The organism is Magnetospirillum moscoviense, from assembly GCF_001650635.1.
Classification (GTDB): Bacteria; Pseudomonadota; Alphaproteobacteria; order Rhodospirillales; family Magnetospirillaceae; genus Magnetospirillum; species Magnetospirillum moscoviense.
Map to the genome: position 1 here is coordinate 1 of NZ_LWQU01000112.1, position 16,234 is coordinate 16,234.

15 protein-coding genes are annotated in these 16,234 nt (G+C 67.3%); 10 read left to right on the plus strand and 5 right to left on the minus strand.

Annotation, left to right across the window (positions count from 1 at the left end; genetic code table 11):
• A partial coding sequence (locus A6A05_RS21710) for a hypothetical protein (protein ID WP_245644204.1) occupies positions 1–1,049 on the minus strand: 1,049 nt, incomplete at its 3' end.
• Positions 1,050–1,092: 43 nt separating this feature from the next.
• Between A6A05_RS21710 and A6A05_RS21715 the strand changes: the two genes are divergently transcribed.
• The 6 genes from A6A05_RS21715 (at position 1,093) to A6A05_RS05705 (ending at position 8,486) form a co-directional block, all read left to right on the plus strand.
• On the plus strand, positions 1,093–1,956 hold the full coding sequence (locus tag A6A05_RS21715; RefSeq protein ID WP_245644205.1) for a hypothetical protein: 864 nt from the start codon (positions 1,093–1,095) through the stop codon (positions 1,954–1,956).
• A gap of 72 nt (positions 1,957–2,028) precedes the next feature.
• Positions 2,029–3,585, plus strand: a complete 1,557-nt coding sequence (locus A6A05_RS05685; protein WP_068498331.1) for a GlcNAc-transferase family protein — start codon at positions 2,029–2,031, stop codon at positions 3,583–3,585.
• Complete coding sequence (locus tag A6A05_RS05690) at positions 3,582–4,976, plus strand: tetratricopeptide repeat protein (protein WP_068498333.1); 1,395 nt, start codon at positions 3,582–3,584, stop codon at positions 4,974–4,976. The genes A6A05_RS05685 and A6A05_RS05690 overlap by 4 nt, the downstream gene beginning before the upstream one ends.
• Before the next feature lie 2 nt (positions 4,977–4,978).
• Entirely contained in the window at positions 4,979–6,043 is a 1,065-nt protein-coding gene (locus tag A6A05_RS21455) for a ParA family protein (RefSeq protein WP_216635760.1), read from the plus strand.
• On the plus strand, positions 6,040–8,085 hold the full coding sequence (locus tag A6A05_RS05700) for an MASE3 domain-containing protein (RefSeq protein ID WP_082910732.1): 2,046 nt from the start codon (positions 6,040–6,042) through the stop codon (positions 8,083–8,085). Before A6A05_RS21455 ends, A6A05_RS05700 begins: the two co-directional genes overlap by 4 nt.
• A gap of 5 nt (positions 8,086–8,090) precedes the next feature.
• Positions 8,091–8,486 carry a response regulator gene (locus tag A6A05_RS05705; protein WP_068498340.1) on the plus strand — a complete coding sequence of 132 codons (396 nt, stop codon included), beginning with the start codon at positions 8,091–8,093 and terminating at the stop codon, positions 8,484–8,486.
• Between the two features lies 1 nt (position 8,487).
• On the opposite strand, the gene rimO is transcribed toward A6A05_RS05705, so the two are convergent.
• Positions 8,488–9,825: a 30S ribosomal protein S12 methylthiotransferase RimO gene (gene rimO, locus A6A05_RS05710; protein ID WP_068498422.1), complete on the minus strand. Its 1,338-nt coding sequence runs from the start codon at positions 9,823–9,825 to the stop codon at positions 8,488–8,490.
• Positions 9,826–9,949: 124 nt separating this feature from the next.
• Here rimO and A6A05_RS05715 point away from each other — a divergent pair, with 124 nt between their 5' ends.
• Positions 9,950–10,384, plus strand: coding sequence for a YeeE/YedE family protein (locus A6A05_RS05715; protein WP_245644206.1), 435 nt, complete (start codon positions 9,950–9,952; stop codon positions 10,382–10,384).
• Positions 10,385–10,386: 2 nt separating this feature from the next.
• Entirely contained in the window at positions 10,387–10,821 is a 435-nt protein-coding gene (locus tag A6A05_RS05720) for a DUF6691 family protein (protein WP_068498342.1), read from the plus strand.
• 108 nt (positions 10,822–10,929) lie between these two features.
• On the opposite strand, the gene mobA is transcribed toward A6A05_RS05720, so the two are convergent.
• On the minus strand, positions 10,930–11,514 hold the full coding sequence (gene mobA / locus A6A05_RS05725) for a molybdenum cofactor guanylyltransferase MobA (RefSeq protein ID WP_068498344.1): 585 nt from the start codon (positions 11,512–11,514) through the stop codon (positions 10,930–10,932).
• 71 nt (positions 11,515–11,585) lie between these two features.
• Here mobA and A6A05_RS05730 point away from each other — a divergent pair, with 71 nt between their 5' ends.
• A complete protein-coding gene (locus A6A05_RS05730; protein ID WP_068498346.1) occupies positions 11,586–13,448 on the plus strand; it encodes a 4Fe-4S binding protein in 1,863 nt (620 codons plus the stop codon).
• A gap of 49 nt (positions 13,449–13,497) precedes the next feature.
• Here A6A05_RS05730 and hybE read toward each other — a convergent pair whose 3' ends face one another.
• A complete protein-coding gene (gene hybE / locus A6A05_RS05735) occupies positions 13,498–13,953 on the minus strand; it encodes a [NiFe]-hydrogenase assembly chaperone HybE (RefSeq protein WP_068498348.1) in 456 nt (151 codons plus the stop codon).
• Positions 13,954–14,070: 117 nt separating this feature from the next.
• Here hybE and A6A05_RS05740 point away from each other — a divergent pair, with 117 nt between their 5' ends.
• On the plus strand, positions 14,071–15,072 hold the full coding sequence (locus A6A05_RS05740; protein ID WP_068498350.1) for a class 1 fructose-bisphosphatase: 1,002 nt from the start codon (positions 14,071–14,073) through the stop codon (positions 15,070–15,072).
• 100 nt (positions 15,073–15,172) lie between these two features.
• On the opposite strand, the gene A6A05_RS05745 is transcribed toward A6A05_RS05740, so the two are convergent.
• The gene (locus tag A6A05_RS05745) at positions 15,173–16,180 is read right to left on the minus strand and encodes a CorA family divalent cation transporter (protein ID WP_068498352.1); all 1,008 of its coding nucleotides are present in this window, start codon (positions 16,178–16,180) and stop codon (positions 15,173–15,175) included.
• Between the last annotated feature and the right edge of the window lie 54 nt (positions 16,181–16,234).

The following is a 16,234-nucleotide window of genomic DNA, read 5'->3' on the forward strand; positions in this document are numbered from 1 at the left end:
CCGACCACCACCGGGGCTCCGACCCCGACCACGACCGGCGCACCGACTCCGACCACCACCGGGGCTCCGACCCCGACCACCACCGGGGCTCCGACCCCGACCACCACCGGGGCTCCGACCCCGACCACGACCGGCGCACCGACTCCGACCACCACCGGGGCTCCGACCCCGACCACGACCGGCGCACCGACTCCGACCACCACCGGGGCTCCGACCCCGACCACGACCGGCGCACCGACTCCGACCACCACCGGGGCTCCGACCCCGACCACCACCGGGGCTCCGACCCCGACCACCACCGGGGCTCCGACCCCGACCACCACCGGGGCTCCGACTCCGACGACGACCGGGGCTCCGACCCCGACCACCACCGGGGCTCCGACCCCGACCACCACCGGGGCTCCGACTCCGACCACCACCGGGGCTCCGACTCCGACCACCACCGGGGCTCCGACCCCGACCACGACCGGCGCACCGACCCCGACCACCACCGGGGCTCCGACCCCGACCACGACCGGCGCTCCGACTCCGACCACCACCGGCGCTCCGACCCCGACCACGACCGGGGCTCCGACCCCGACCACGACGGGCGCTCCGACCCCGACGACGACCGGTGCTCCGACTCCGACCACGACCGGTGCTCCGACCCCGACGACGACCGGTGCTCCGACCCCGACCACGACCGGCGCTCCGACCCCGACCACGACGGGTGCTCCGACCCCGACCACGACCGGGGCTCCGACTCCGACGACGACGGGTGCTCCGACCCCGACCACCACCGGCGCTCCGACTCCGACCACCACGGGTGCTCCGACCCCGACCACGACCGGTGCTCCGACTCCGACCACCACGGGCGCTCCGACTCCGACCACCACGGGCGCTCCGACTCCGACCACCACGGGCGCTCCGAAGCCCACGCGCGGTCCGCATCCGACGACGACCGAGGCTCCGACTCCGACCACCACCGGTGCTCCGAAGCCCACGCGCGCTCCGCATCCGACCACCACGGCGGCGCCGACCCCGACCACCACCGAGGCCGTCACCACCACCGAGGCTGTTCACACCACCGAGCATGTTCTGACGACCGTGCCGGTGACCAGCGCGCCCGTCGTGACCACCGAACCGGTGCACACCACCGAGACGGTGGTGACCACCCAGATGGTCGTCACCTCGGAAGTGGTCGTCACCTCGGATGTCGTGGTCACCTCGACCGAGGCGGTGACCACCACCGAAACCGTCGTCACCACCGATCCGCCCCAGGACGTCACCGACGAGCCGAAGAGCGAGGAAATGGCCGACGTGCCGTCCTTCGATCACGATCTGTCCAACGTCGTGCTGTACCTGGATGACGGCGACGAGATCATGAAAATCAAGATCGAGGACTTCCCCAGCGGCTCGGACGGCGTCAAGGACGCCAACGTCCTGCCCATCGAGCAGTTCGTCGCCGAGAATTATCCCGACGCCGAACTGGTGGGCATCACCATCAAGGCCGGTACCAACGCGGTCGATGGGTATGGTCCGGGCGAGGGCGAGCTGTTCATCCTGAAGGATGGCGTCACTCAGGCCGATCTGCCCATGGCCGACAAGGCCGACGAGACCTATAGCTTCAACCAGGCCTTCGATGGCATGGAACTGGGCGAGGAAACGGCCGGGGCCACCGTCGAGCAGAATCTGGGCGTCACCATGGGCGACACCCAGGGGGTGGATGCCGCCCAGGACGCCTTCACCTTCGGCGACGCCCAGACCGCCAATGCCGCCGGTGGCGGCGAGAACCAGGACGGTTGGACCCAACTGGTGCTGGACGGCGATGCAGCGTTGTCGGCGGAAGGCGGCTGGAACAAGCCGGTCAAGGAAAACGTCGAGGTCAAGGACAACGGCGGCGACAAGGTATCCGATGCCGGCGCGGATCACGATCACAAGCACGTCGATACCAACCCGGACAGCGTCGGCTGGTAACTGAAGTCCGTGGACTAAGGCTGCCGTTCCCAACACAATGGGGACGGCAGCCGTTTCATGTGAGGAGGATGCATGGCCAAGCGCCCGCGGATATTCGTCAGCATCGCGTCTTATCGCGATACCGAATGTCAATGGACGGTCCGCGACCTGTTTCTGAAGGCCCGCCATCCCGAGCGGGTCTTCGTCGGCATCTGCTGGCAGTTCGTCAAGGACGAGGACGAGGATTGCTTCTTGTTCCAGACCCGGCCCGAGCAGTGCCGGGTGATCGAGGTCAACGCCAACGAAAGCCTGGGGGCGTGCTGGGCGCGCTCGAAGGTGCAATCCCTGTGGGCCGGCGAGGAATATTCGCTGCAGATCGACAGCCACATGCGCTTCATCCAGGATTGGGACGACGTGCTGCTGGACATGCTGAAGCTTTGTCCGTCCAAAAAGCCGATCCTGTCATCCTATCCGCCGGGCTACGATCCGCCAGACCAATTGGCCGATCCGACGGTGGTCGAGATCATTCCCAACGAATACGACGCCCACGGCGTGCTGAAGCTGCGCTCTAACGCCTGGGCCGAGCCCAAGGACCCGCCGCCGCCCAAGCGCAATCCCTTCATCGCCGGCGGCTTGCTGTTCGGCCGGTCCTCGCTGATCACCGATGTTCCCTACGATCCCTATCTTTATTTTCACGGCGAGGAGATCACCCTGGCGGTGCGCCTGTTCACCGCTGGCTACGACGTCTATGCCCCCAGCCGAACCATCGCCTTCCACGATTATACCAACCGGCGCGGCCGCCATCGTCACTGGGACGATTTCGACTGGAAGCATCTGAACGACCTGTCGTTCAGCCGCATCCGCCACCTGTTGGGGATGGAGGTCAGTTCCGACCCCGAAGTGATCCGCGAGCTGGATAAATACGGCCTGGGCACGGCGCGCACGCTGGCCGAGTACCAAGCCTTCGCCAACCTGGATTTCAAGAACCGGCTGATCGACGGCAAGACCGCCGAGCAGCGCGAGGCCGGACTGACCCTGGATCAGCGCCGCGAGAACGCCCGCAAGGCCTTCGGCGAGATCTATCGCCAGAATGGCTGGGGCGCGAAGGAAACCAAGTGCGGCTGGGGCTCGACCCTGGCCCAGACCGAGGTGCTGCGTCGCAAGCTGCCCGACCTGTTGCGCTTCCTGGGCGCCGATATCGTCATCGACGCCGGCTGCGGCGACGCCAACTGGATCTCGCAGATCAGTCAGGATTTCAGGCTGTATCTCGGCTTCGACCTGGTCGAGGAGGCGATCATGGACATGCGCAAGCGCCATAACCGGCGCCTGTCCCATTCCTTCGCGGTGGCCGACATCACCCGCGACGTCCTGCCCAAGGGCGATGTCATCGTGTGCCGCGACGTGCTGACCCATTTGCCGGCCGACATGACCCTGGAAGCTCTGGCCCGCTTCAAGCAAAGCGGTTCGGCCTATCTGCTGGCCACCACCTTCACCGACACCGCCAATTCCGACATCCGCATCGGCGGCTGGTATCCGTCGAACCTGACCGCCGCGCCCTTCAACCTGCCGCCGCCGCGCATCCTGCTGTCCGAGGACCTGTCCGGCACCACCAAATCCCTGGGCGTGTGGGCGATCGCCGACCTGCCATGACCGACGCCAGCGATTTCGCCGACACCCCTGTCCTGGCCCAACGCATCGCCTTGGCGACCCAGGCCGGTCGGATGGATCAGGCCGGCGAACTGGCGAAGGCCTTGGCGGTTCAGGGGCGCGCCCCGGTGCGGGTGGCCCGGGCCCTGCTGGACCAAGGCCTGGACAGCGCCGCCTGTCTGGTGCTGGACCACTTGATGGACCATGATTCCCACGTCCGGGGCGCGGCGGCGCTGCAGGCCAAGGCCTGCCTGGGCGTCGGCCGGGTCGAGGCCGGGCTGGAGGCGCTGGCCCTGGCCGCGGCCGAAAATCCCGACGACCCGGCCGCCGCCGCTGCCCTGGCCCGTCTGCTGATCGATCTGGGCCGCTGGGCCGAGGCGGTGCCGTGGCTGCGCCGCTGGGTCGCGCTGGTGCCCGCCGAGCCCGAACCCGAGAGCCTGCTGGGTCAAGCCTTAAGCTTGCGCCGGCCGCCGCCGCCGGGTGCCGAGTTGGACGATGTGCGCCTGGCCGACGCCCTGTACCGGGTACCGGTGCTGGCCGCCCAGCCGTTCGACCGGTTGCGCCTGACCCGGCTGACCGGCGGCAATGTCAATGTTGTCTACCGGGTTGACGGCCCGTCGGGCAGTTTCGTCGTGCGCCTGGCCAAGTATCCGCGCCAGCGCTGGGATGCCTATATCGAGGAACGGGCCAACCTGCGCCAGGCCCACGCCCGCCGCCTGGCCCCGGAACCGCTGTACATGGACATCGCCGACGGGACCTTGGTCATGCCGTTCGTGGTGGGCAAGGCAGGCGGTAGCATGAATGATCCGGCCTTCCTGGCCCGGGTCGCCGATTTCTTTCGCCGCCTGCATGCCGGTCCGGACTTCAGGGGCCGCTTCGACCCGCTGGTGCCGCTGGACTGGCGGGAAGAACGGGTGGCAGGACTGGTGCCGGACTGGGTTCCCGACCTGGCGGCGTTGCGCGCCGCCATGGCCGAAATCCGCGCCGCCCTGGCCGCCACCGCGCCCGGTTTCGCGCCCTGTCACAACGACCCGATCATCGGCAATTTCATCGATTCCCGTGACGGCCTGGTGATGATCGACTGGCAGACGGCGGCGATGGCCGATCCCGACGGCGAAATCGGCGCCTTCCTGGCCCGCATCTCGCGCGCCGGCACCTTGCGCGACGATTTCCTGGCTGCCTTCTATGGCCATGCCGACCATCCACGCGCCCACCGCGCCCGCCTGTGGGAATGCATGGCCCGCTATGTCGAGATCGTCGAGGCGGTGCAGATGGGAATCGACGACCCGGCCGATACCGGCTGGATCGATCACGGCAAGCTAGCACTGGACACCGTGCGTCTGCTGCAAGACGATGGAACGGTATCGAGGGGACTGGTTGGCGTGAAGGGGTAGGGATGAGCAGCCCACCGATTATCGCGGTGTTCAATGCCAAGGGGGGCGTGGGCAAGACGACCACGGTGGTCAACCTGGCGGCGTGCCTGGCTGCCCTGGGGCGCCGGGTGCTGGTCATCGACATGGATGCCCAGGGCAACGCCACCACCAGCTTCGCCACCACCGAACTGCCGCGCAAAGGCACCTATAATCTGGTCACCGGCTCGGCGGGAATCGCCGAAGTGGTGCACCCGACCCTGATCGATGGGGTGTCCTTGGTCGGCGCCACCGACGATCTGGGCATCATCGATGTCGAGCTGGCGGTGGGCTCGATGGGCAAGGGCCATGTGCTGCGCGACCATATCAGCGACCTGCCCGACGATAGCTTCGACCTGGTGCTGGTCGATTGCCCGCCGGCCATCGGCGCGATGACGGTCAACGCCCTGGCCTCGGCCCATGCGGTGATCGTTCCGGCCAACCCGACGCCGTTCGCCCATGACGGATTGATGCGCACCTGGCGGATCGTCAAGCGCCTGGCCGCCACCATCAACCCGGCCCTTTACATTCAAGGCGTGCTGCTGACCCTGGCCGAGCAGGACGCCGATTGGGGCGTCGAGGACGTGATGGCGGCCGAATTGGGCAGCCTGGTCTTTCCGTTGCGGGTTCCGCACGACCCCAAGGTGTTCGTCGAGGCGTCGGGCCATGGCTTGCCGGCGGCGGTGTTCGCCCCCAACAGCCCGGGCGCCCGGGTCTATCTGGATCTGGCCGAACTGGTGCTGGCCGACGAGAACCGGCTGTGGCGGGCAGCAAAGGGCGCCGCGACCGATCCGCCGGATTTGGCCCCGACGCGCAGTCGGGCCGAGGCCGAGAACGCCCTGGCCGGCTGGAACGTCAAGGCCCGCGATCAGGGGCTGCTGGACCGGCGCGTCAATATCCCCGAATTGGGGCAGCCCTTGCCGCCGCCGATCTTCGTGGAGGAAGACGCGGCCCCGCCCGGCTGTTCTGTCGGCCGCCAGGCGCTGGTCGCCCTGCTGGGCCTGGTGATCGGCGCCATCGGCACCGTCATGGTGCAAGGCTGGCTGCGATGATGATGCCGGCTGCGCTTGGTTCCGGACAGGATGGGCGCCCGGCTCTGCTCGCAGCCTTGGTCCTGACGGTGTTGTTCGCGGCGATGCCGGTGCTGCCGCAAATCACCTTGTTTCGCCAGCTCGACGATTACCTGGCCGCCCATCAGGCGATCGAGACCTTCTCGGCGGTGGTGGCCATGCTGATCTTCGGCATCGGCTGGCACGCCCATCGCTATGACCGCCCCGCCAACTTCACCATCCTGGCGGTCAGTTTCCTGGGGGTGGCGGCGCTGACCGTCTGCCACAGCATGTCCTATACCGGCATGCCGGATTTCATCACCCCCAGCGGGCCGGAAAAGGGCATCGCCTTCTGGCTGTCGATGCGCTTCCTGGCGGTGGTCGGCCTGATCTCGGCCGCCTTGATGCCGTGGCGGCCGTTTCGCTGGGCGCGCTGGCACCGCTGGCTGCTGGCCTTCGCCCTGGCCTTCGTCGCCCTGGTGATCTGGGTGGTGTTGTGGCATCAGGACAAGCTGCCCCGCACCTTCATCCCCGGCCAGGGATTGACGCCCCTGAAGGTGGTGGTGGAAATCGGCCTGTCGGCGGCGTTCCTGGTCGCCGCCATCTTGTTCTGGCGGCGGCGCACTGTCAGTCATCGCCACTGGCTGGCGGGCGGTTCCTGGGTGATGGGGCTGTCGGGGGCCTTTTTCGTTCTCTACACCAACCCCTTCGACATCTACAACCAGATCGGCCACCTTTACGTGGTGGTGGGCTATGGCCTGCTGTATCAGGGCCTGTTCATCGGCACCATCCACGAGCCCTATGAACAGCTGAACGATTCGCGCAAATTGCTGGAACAAAGCCATGCCCAGCTGGAAGAGCGGGTGTCGCAGCGGACCGCCGAGTTGCGCGACGCGGTGGCGGCGGCCGACCGCGCCAACCAGGCCAAGTCCGACTTCCTGTCGTCGATGAGCCACGAGCTGCGCACGCCGCTGAACGCCGTCCTGGGCTTCGCCCAATTGCTGCAGACCGGGCGGTCCGGCCCGCTGACCGAAAAGCAAAGCCGCCAGCTCGACCACATCGTCAAGGGCGGCCAGCATCTGTTGGATCTGATCAGCGAGGTCCTGGACCTGGCACGGATCGAGGCCGGCAAGCTGGCGCTGTCGCTCGAGCCGGTGGCTCCGGCGCAGCTGCTCGATGAATGCCTGGCCCTGGCGCGGGCCTCGGCCCAGCGGTCGGGGGTGACGGTCGGCGACTGGCAGGTCGAGGATCACCGCGCCGTGCTGATCGATTATACCCGCTTCAAGCAGGTGCTGCTGAACCTGATGTCGAACGCGGTGAAGTACAATCGGCCGCAAGGCTTGGTCACCCTGTCGGTCAAGCCGGGCACGCCCGGTTTCGTGCGCTTCGTCGTCACCGACACCGGCCCCTGCATTCCCGAAAGCGCCCGGGCCGAGCTGTTCCAGCCGTTCAGCCGCCTGGGCGCCGAACTGAGCGAGGTCGAGGGCACCGGCATCGGCCTGACCATCACCCGCCGTCTGATCGAGGCGATGGACGGACGGATCGATTTCAGCTCGGTGGTGGGCGAGGGGTCGTCGTTCTGGGTCGAGGTGCCGGCGGCCGGCGATCTGGCCGCCCCGGCCGACGAGTCCGGCCCGTCGCCGTCGCTGTCGGCGGAAATCGGCCAGCCCTTCACCTTGCTGTATATCGAGGATAATCCGGCCAACCTGCACCTGATGCAGGAAATCCTGGCCGATGTCGCCCGCGCCCGGCTGGTGTCCGCCCACACCGCCGAACTGGGGCTGGAGCTGGCGGTTCGCGACCGGCCCGACATCATCGTCTTGGACATCAATCTGCCGGGCATGGACGGCTTCGCCGCGCTGGCGGCGCTAAGGGCAGAAGGGGCGGCGCCGCCGGTCCCGGTGATCGCCCTGACCGCCAATGCCAGCGTCACCGCGCAAAGGCGGGCCGAACAGGCCGGTTTCGACGCCTATCTCACCAAACCGCTGGATATTCCCCGGTTCTGGGCTACCCTGGCGGAATTGCTGTCCGTGTCGAAGGCCTGATCGCGATGAGTGTTCCCGCCGTCCTGATCGTTGACGACAACGCCGTCAACCTCGAGCTTTACGGTGAATTGCTGGATATGACCGATTACCGCGCCGTGCTGGTGGCCCGGGCCGATCAGGTGGTGCCGACCGCCCTGGCCGAACGGCCCGGTCTGATCCTGCTGGACCTCAACCTGCCGGGCAGTTCCGGCCAATTGGTGGCCAGCGACCTGAAATCGTGTCCCGAATTGGCCCCGGTGCCGATTCTGGCCCTGACCGCCATCCGCCGCGAAGGCCTGGCCGATGCGCTGGAACGGGCCGGTTTCGCCGGTCTGGTGTCGAAGCCCTGCGGCGTCGAGACCTTCCTGGCCGCCGTTCAATGGGGCATGGCCGGCGCCGGCGAATTCCGGGTGTTCGGATAAGCTATTCGACCACATGCCCCCACAGGTCGAAATCTTCCGCATGGTCGATTTCGACGCGGACGATGTCGCCGGGTTCCAGGTCGGTCTCGCCGTTCAGGAAGACGTTGCCGTCGACCTCGGGGCTGTCGGCCTTCGAGCGGGCGAAGGCGCCTTCGTCATCGACCTCGTCGATGATCACCTCGATGACCTTGCCGATCTTGGCCTGCGACATTTCGTCGGAAACCTGGCGGGCCACTTCCATCAGGCGGTTGTAGCGCTCTTCCTTGACCTCTTCCTCGACATGGTCGGCAAGCGCGTTGGACGGCGCGCCATTGACGTTTTCGTACTTGAAGCAGCCGACGCGGTCGATGCGGGCTTCCTCCAGCCAGGCCAGAAGCTGCTCGAAATCCTCGTCGGTCTCGCCGGGGAAGCCGACGATGAAGGTCGAGCGGATGGCCAGATCGGGGCAGGTCTGACGCCAGCCGCGAATGCGTTCCAGCAATTTCTCGTGGTCGGCCGGGCGGCGCATGGCGCGCAGCACCTTGGGCGAGGCGTGCTGGAACGGGATGTCGAGATAGGGAAGGATCTTGCCCTCGGCCATCAAGGGGATGACCTCATCGACATGGGGATAGGGATAGACGTAATGCAGGCGCACCCACATCCCCAATTCACCCAGCGCGCCGGCCAGCTCGGTCATGCGGGCCTTGACCGGACGGCCGCGCCACAGCGCCTCGGCGTGGCGGATGTCCTGGCCATAGGCGCCGGTATCCTGGCTGATCACCAAAAGCTCGCGCACGCCGGCCAGGGCCAGACGCTCGGCTTCCTGCAGCACATCGTCGATCGGGCGGCTGACCAGATCGCCGCGGATGCCGGGGATGATGCAGAAGCTGCAGCGATGGTTGCAGCCCTCGGAAATCTTCAAATAGGCGTAATGGTGCGGCGTCAGGTGCAGCCCTTCCGGCGGCACCAGGCTCATCAGCGGGTCGGCCACCGGCGGCGCCACCGCGTGGACGGCGTTGACCACCTGTTGGTACTGATGCGGGCCGGTCACCGCCAGCACGCTGGGATGGGTGGCGCGGATGGTCGCCTCGTCCACGCCCATGCAACCGGTGACGATGACCTTGCCGTTCTCGGCCAGGGCCTCGCCGATGGCTTCCAGCGATTCGGCCCTGGCCGAGTCCAGGAAGCCGCAGGTATTGACGATGACCGCGTCGGCGCCGTCATAGGTGCCCGAGATGTCGTAGCCCTCGGCCCGCAGCCGGGTCAGGATGCGTTCCGAATCCACCAACGCCTTGGCGCAGCCCAGGCTGACGATACCGATCTTGGGAATGGCCGTTCTCCTTCGCGAATCGGGCTTCAAGTAGCGCTTCTGGCCGGTCAAAGCAAGGTTTGCGCATGGGGGCATGCGCAATCGAGGCTTGACGATTCGCAATTCTTGGTAAATTAGTATGTTGGAATGTTGCTTCGCAATATTGGGGGTTGCGGTGATTTCGGATTTCAATGCGGTGACGGCGCTGGTGGGCGGTTTGCTGATCGGGGCCGGTGCGGTGGTGCTGATGTTGACCAACGGCCGGATTCTGGGGGTTTCCGGGATCGTCGGCGGCGTGGTCGGCGAGCCCGGCTCGGAACAGACCCGTTGGCGGCTGGCCTTCATCGCCGGCATGGTGACGCCGGGCGCGGTGCTGGGCCTGATGGGCAAGCTGTCGCTGGCCGGGGCCGGGGTGGCGTTGCCGGTGCTGCTGGTGGCCGGCTTCCTGGTCGGCTTTGGCAGCCGCATGGGCAATGGCTGTACCTCGGGCCACGGCATCTGCGGGCTGTCGCGCCTGTCGAAGCGCTCGATGGCCGCGGTCGCCACCTTCATGGCGGTGTGCGCCATCACCGTCTTCGTCACCCGTCATCTGCTGTCTTTGGGGGTCTGATCATGCGGCAAGGCCTGTCTTCTTATATCGCCGGCCTGTTGTTCGGTGTCGGCCTGATCGTCTCGGGCATGGCCGATCCGGCCAACGTCATCGGCTTCTTCGATGTCTTCGGCACCTGGAACCCGACCTTGGCGCTGGTGATGGCCGGCGGGCTGGCGGTGACCTTCCTGGGCTATCGTTATTGCCTGAAGCGGTCCGGCCCCTTGTGCGCAGCCACCTATCAATTGCCCGGCGGCACCCGGATCGATTCCCGCCTGATCACCGGTTCGGCCATCTTCGGGCTGGGCTGGGGGCTGGCCGGCTATTGCCCGGGTCCGGCCTTCGTGGCGGCGGCGGGCGGCATGGTCGAAGCGGCGGCCTTCGCGTCGGCCATGCTGGGCGGCATGCTGGCCTGGCGCATGGTCGAACTGGCCCGCGACCAGCGGGTCGGGGCGTAGAGCGTGATGCGCGATATGCGCATCACGCCTGCCGCCATTGCGGCGGCGGCCAAGGCTGCCTGAGGCAGCCGCCCGGCGAGGGCCTGATAGGGATGCAGGTTTCCTGCGTCACGATTCAAGCATTTCCGTCAGCCGGGCGACATCGTCGGCGGTGTTGACGTTGAAGAAGGGGTCGATCGGCCGATCGGGCCAATCGACCTGAACCGCGTTCCAGGCGGTGGTCAGGCCATTCAGGCGGCGTTCGCCGTCTTCGGCCACCGCGCGGCGTAACCGGGCCGCCAAGGACACATCCCACCAGCCGCAAGTCGGGTGGCGCCGCCCGCCCGAGGCGGCGACCGCCAGGACCGGGCTTGCCGTCGCCAGCCGGTCCACCAGATCGGCCGGGATCAGCGGATTGTCGCCGGCCACGGTGACCAGATGGGTGAAGCCTTGCGCGTGCGCCCAATCCAGCCCGGCCAGGATGCCGGCCAGCGGCCCGGCGAAACCTTCGATGTCGTCGGCGACCACCGGCAGGCCGAATGCGGCGAAGCGGGCCGGGTCGCCGTTGGCGTTGAGGACCAGGCGGTCCACCTGCGGGCCCAGGCCGGCGATGACGTGCGCCAGCAGGGTTCGGCCGCCGATCTCGATCAGCGGCTTGTCGGTGCCGCCCAGGCGGCGGCCCAAACCTCCGGCCAGGATCAGTCCGGCGATCATGAAGTCCTTTCAGGCAATGCGGTCCGGACGCTACAGTGCAAGACCTGGGTGTGTCTGTGAAGAGGGCTGTCATGAAGGTCGGCGGGCGGAACGTGTTGCTGTGCTCGTGCGAGGCGACCATGCCGGTGGATGCCGCCGCCGTCGCCGCCGCCCTGGGGGGCGAGCCCGGCCCGGTCCATCGCCAACTGTGCCGGTCGGAATTGTCGGTCTTTCGTCAGGCTGTCGCCTGCGGGCCGGTGGTGGTGGCCTGCGGTCAGGAAGCGCCGTTATTTCGGGAACTGGCCCAGGATGTCGAGATGGAGGCGCCGCTGTGCGTCGATATCCGCGACCGCGCCGGCTGGTCGATCCAGGCTGACCAGGCCGCCGCCAAGATGGCTGCCCTGCTGGCCGATTCCATGGGGCCGAAGCCCGAGGGCGACAGCGTGTTGTTGAATTCGGCCGGGCGCATCCTGGTTCTGGGGGGCTGCGACCAGGCGCTTGAAGTGGCCCAGCGTCTGGCGGCCGACCGCGCCGTCCAATTGCTGCTGGCGCCGCTGGCGGCGCAATTGACCCCGCCCGACGAACGGGCCTTCACCCTGTGGCGGGGCAGGGCGGTGGCGGCGGCCGGCGGCCTGGGCAACTGGACCCTGACCGTCGAGGATCTGGCGGCGGCCAAGCCGTCGTCGCGGCGCCATCTGGAATTCGAGCCGGCCCGTTCCGGCGGCTCGCTGCTGCAGGCCGACGTGGTGGTGGACTTAAGCGGCGACAATTCGCTGGTCCGTGCCCGCGACGGCTGGATCATTGCCGATTCGCGTTCGGCCCTGGCGGTCGAGCGGGCCATCCACGCCGCCCACGATCTGCTGGGCGAGTTCGAAAAGCCGCGTTACGTCACCGTCGATGCCGCCCTGTGCGCCCATGCCCGCAACGGCCAGGTCGGCTGCACCCGCTGCCTGGACGTCTGTCCCTGCGGCGCGCTGGTGGCCAAGGGCGATACGGTGGTTGTCGATGCCCATGCGTGCTCGGGCCATGGCGGCTGCGCCAGCGTCTGTCCGACCGGGGCGATCCGTTTCCATCGCGATCCGCTGGATCGGGTGCGCACCCTGTTGTCGGTCTTTCAGGCCGGCGGCGGCACCGATCCGGTGCTGCTGATCCATGGCCCGTCCATGGCGCCGCTGTCGGCCCTGGCCCGCCATGGCGACGGCTTGCCTGCGCGGGTGCTGCCGCTGTCGGTGACGGCCGTCGGTTCGGTCGGCCCCGATCTGATGCTGGCCGCCCTGGCCCTGGGCGCGGCCGAGGTGACGGTGCTGGCCGAACCTGGCGACCATGGGCCGTTGGTCGGCACGGCCGAGTTCGTCAACCGCGCGCTGACGGGGCTGGGTGGCCCGGCCCGCATCCGTGTCATCCAGGGTGCCGATCCCGATCTGTTGGTCTGGCCCGATCATCTTTCGGCACCGTGTCCGCCCGCCGACATCCAGCCCGGGGCCAAGCGGTCGGTGATGCGCCAGGCGCTGGATCATCTGCGTGCGGCGTCGTCAACCATGGTTGACGCGGTGGCGTTGGGGGCGGGCGATCCGTTCGGCACCATCGCGGTGGATATCGGGCGCTGCACGCTGTGCATGGCCTGCGCGGTGGTGTGTCCGTCGAAGGCGATCATCGGCAATCTGCGCGATCTGACCTTGCAGATCCGCGAAAGTGCCTGCACCCAGTGCGGCCTGTGCCGCGTCGCCTGTCCGGAAAAGGCGGTCGGCCTGGTGGCCCGGCTGGATTGGAGCGCGCCCGACCTGGCCTTGTTGAAGCAGGACGAGCCGGCCCTTTGCCTGTCTTGCGGCCGGCCCTTCGCGCCCAAATCCTCGATCGAGCGGATGGTCGAGCGCCTGACCGGCCATTCGATGTTCGATCAGCCGGGCAAGCTGGACCTGATCCGCACCTGCGAGGATTGTCGCGGGAAACGGTGATTCCGGCCGGTTATCGGCCGGAATCTTGCGCCCGGCGAGGGCAAAACATCTATGAACACTTCCTATCGCCGTGCTCGGGTTCCTCGACCTCGGGGACCTTGAAGAACTTCTCGACGGCAGCCCAGGCGGTGGTCACCGCCACGGCGTGGACGTCGAACCGGCCCATCGGCGAATAAAGCGACGACGCCAGATAGGGGCCGACCTCCTCGACCTCGCCGATATTGAAGGTCACCTCGCCGCACGGCATGTCCAGGCGGCGCTTGGTGCCGGTGACGTCGCCCTTCATCTGCGCCTCGTTGGTCGGCAGCAGGATCAGGTTCATGAACCACGGCGTCACCAGGATGCCGGCCACCCAATCCTCCCAGCGGCGAAAGCCCACCGGCTCGACCGCCAAAGCGTGATTGTAAAGACCGATCTCCTTCATCCGCTCGTCGCCGATGGTGGTGAAAACCCGCGCCAGCTGGCCTACGCGGGCGGCGTCATCGGGGTAAAGCGGCTCGAACATCCAGGTCTCCCTACGCTAACGGGTAACCAGTGTAGCGGGTTGCATCCGACGCGCAAAAGGAATACCAACGTCCAAGAACAGCACCTACATTCAAAAAAGCTGATAAATGGAGGAACCATGCCCTACAAGCGGATCACCCTGACGCATTTCCTGCTGCAGGAGCAGCGTCGCCTTGGCCGGTCCGGCGTGTTCACCGCGCTGATGACCGACATCCTGACCGCTTGCAAGATGGTCTCGCACGAGGTCAATCGCGGCGCGCTGGTCGGCAATCACGGCGTCGCCGGCAGCGAGAACGTCCAGGGCGAAGAGCAAAAGAAGCTGGATGTCCTGGCCAACGACATCTTCCTGCACATGAACGCGCTGGGCGGCAACTATGCCGCCATGGCGTCCGAGGAACTGGAAGACGTCCACGCCGTGCACGGCACCGCCGAGGGCCGCTATCTTTTGCTGTTCGATCCGCTGGACGGCTCGTCCAACATCGACGTCAATATCTCGGTCGGCTCGATCTTCTCGATCCTGCGCCTGCCCGAGGGCGCCGACGCCAGCAAGGCCGACGCCTTCCTGCAGCCCGGCGTGCAGCAGGTCTGCGCCGGCTATGCCCTTTACGGCTCGTCGACCATGCTGGTGCTGACCACCGGCTCGGGCGTGCACGGCTTCACGCTGGACCGCGATGTCGGCATGTTCTTCCTGACCCATCCGCACATGACCATCCCGGCCGATACCAAGGAATTCGCCATCAACGCCTCGCGCGCGCGCTTCTGGGAGCCGCCGGTCAAGCGCTATGTCGATGAATGCCTGGCCGGCAAGGAAGGCCCCAGGGGCAAGGATTTCAATATGCGCTGGGTCGCCTCGATGGTGGCCGAGGTGCACCGCATCCTGGTGCGCGGCGGCGTGTTCATGTACCCCAAGGATGTCGAGAACGCCAAGAAGGGCGGCAAGCTGCGCCTGATGTACGAGGCCAACCCGATGGCCTTCATCATCGAGCAGGCCGGCGGCGCCGCCACCACCGGCACCGAGCGCATCATGGAGGTCCAGCCCACCGACCTGCACCAGCGGATCGCGGTGATCCTGGGCTCGAAGAACGAGGTCGAACTGATCGAGAGCTACCACAAGGGCTGATGATTCCCGACCGTGACATGGGGGCGCGTGGGACCAAGGTTCCGCGCGCCCTTTTTCGTGAGAGTGCCTTGAGCTGCGGCGCCCCGGCGAGGGGCAATCATCAAAGCCAGCGCAGGCGGCGCAGCAGCATCCACAGGGCCGGCAGCATGGCGGCGACCACCAGGCACACTTCCCAGAAGGCCACGGGATTGTCGCTGCCGGGGATGCCGCCGACATTGGCACCCAGCAGGCCGGCCACCAGGCTGGGCGGCAACAGCAGGGCGGCCAGGGCGGTGAACCGGTTGGAACTGACCGCGATCCGTTCGGAAATCTGCGCCGACAGATCCTCGTGCAGGATGGTGGCGCGGTCGCGCAGGGCGTCCAGATCCTCGATATGGCGGATCACCTTGTCGTTGACCTCACGCAGGCGCAGCTTGGCCTCGTCCGACAGCCAACAGGCATCGTCGTGCTGGATGCGGTAAAGGGCGTCGCGCTGCGGCCCCAGATAGCGCCTGAGCTTGATGGTCTGGCGCCGCACCGAGGCCAGGCGGGCGCGGGTTTCGGTGCCGTCGACGTTTTCCAGCGAATCCTCTTCCAATTCGCCGACCTGATCCTCGAGTCCGTCCAGCAGCAGCTCCAGATGCTCGACGATGCGTTCGGCGATCTGGGCCAGCAGGCCGCCCGGGCTGCGCGGCCCCTTGCCGGTCAGCAGGGCCAGGCGGATGTTTCTCAGCGCGTTCAGCTGATGGTTCTTGTCGCGCAGCGAGATCAGGCGGTCGGGCTCGGCCCAGATGTGGATCGGTACCATCTCGGTCTCGCCGGTGCTGTCATCGACGTTGACGCCGCGCAATACCACCAGCAGGGAATCATCGACATCCTCGACGCGCGGGCGGGATTCCTCGGCCAGCAGGGCCAGGGCCGCCAGCGGATCGACCCGGCTTTCGCCCTGCAGCCAGGCCGCGGCGGTGGGATCGTCGCGTTCCAGATGGATCCACAAGAAGCCGTCGGTCGGGCGCCAGGCGCGCACGCCCGCCCAGTCAAGATCGCGGCAGCCGCCCTTGCGATCCAGCTGGGCGGCAAATCTCAGTCCCGGCTGCACTCCGGTCTGGATATCGGCGGCGACAGGCATCACCTTCCCCCTTTAGCGCGCGCGTTCGGACCCGATCCTAGCGCTTGACACCCG

Bases quoted from the DNA above. Each gene is read 5' to 3' on its own strand.
- A6A05_RS05685 (WP_068498331.1), top strand. From the start codon at position 2,029: ATGGCCAAGCGCCCGCGGATATTCGTCAGCATCGCGTCTTATCGCGAT.
- A6A05_RS05690 (WP_068498333.1), top strand. From the start codon at position 3,582: ATGACCGACGCCAGCGATTTCGCCGACACCCCTGTCCTGGCCCAACGC.
- A6A05_RS21455 (WP_216635760.1), top strand. From the start codon at position 4,979: ATGAGCAGCCCACCGATTATCGCGGTGTTCAATGCCAAGGGGGGCGTG.
- A6A05_RS05700 (WP_082910732.1), top strand. From the start codon at position 6,040: ATGATGATGCCGGCTGCGCTTGGTTCCGGACAGGATGGGCGCCCGGCT.
- A6A05_RS05705 (WP_068498340.1), top strand. From the start codon at position 8,091: ATGAGTGTTCCCGCCGTCCTGATCGTTGACGACAACGCCGTCAACCTC.
- A6A05_RS05720 (WP_068498342.1), top strand. From the start codon at position 10,387: ATGCGGCAAGGCCTGTCTTCTTATATCGCCGGCCTGTTGTTCGGTGTC.
- mobA (WP_068498344.1), bottom strand. From the start codon at position 11,514: ATGATCGCCGGACTGATCCTGGCCGGAGGTTTGGGCCGCCGCCTGGGC.
- A6A05_RS05730 (WP_068498346.1), top strand. From the start codon at position 11,586: ATGAAGGTCGGCGGGCGGAACGTGTTGCTGTGCTCGTGCGAGGCGACC.
- hybE (WP_068498348.1), bottom strand. From the start codon at position 13,953: ATGTTCGAGCCGCTTTACCCCGATGACGCCGCCCGCGTAGGCCAGCTG.
- A6A05_RS05740 (WP_068498350.1), top strand. From the start codon at position 14,071: ATGCCCTACAAGCGGATCACCCTGACGCATTTCCTGCTGCAGGAGCAG.
- A6A05_RS05745 (WP_068498352.1), bottom strand. From the start codon at position 16,180: ATGCCTGTCGCCGCCGATATCCAGACCGGAGTGCAGCCGGGACTGAGA.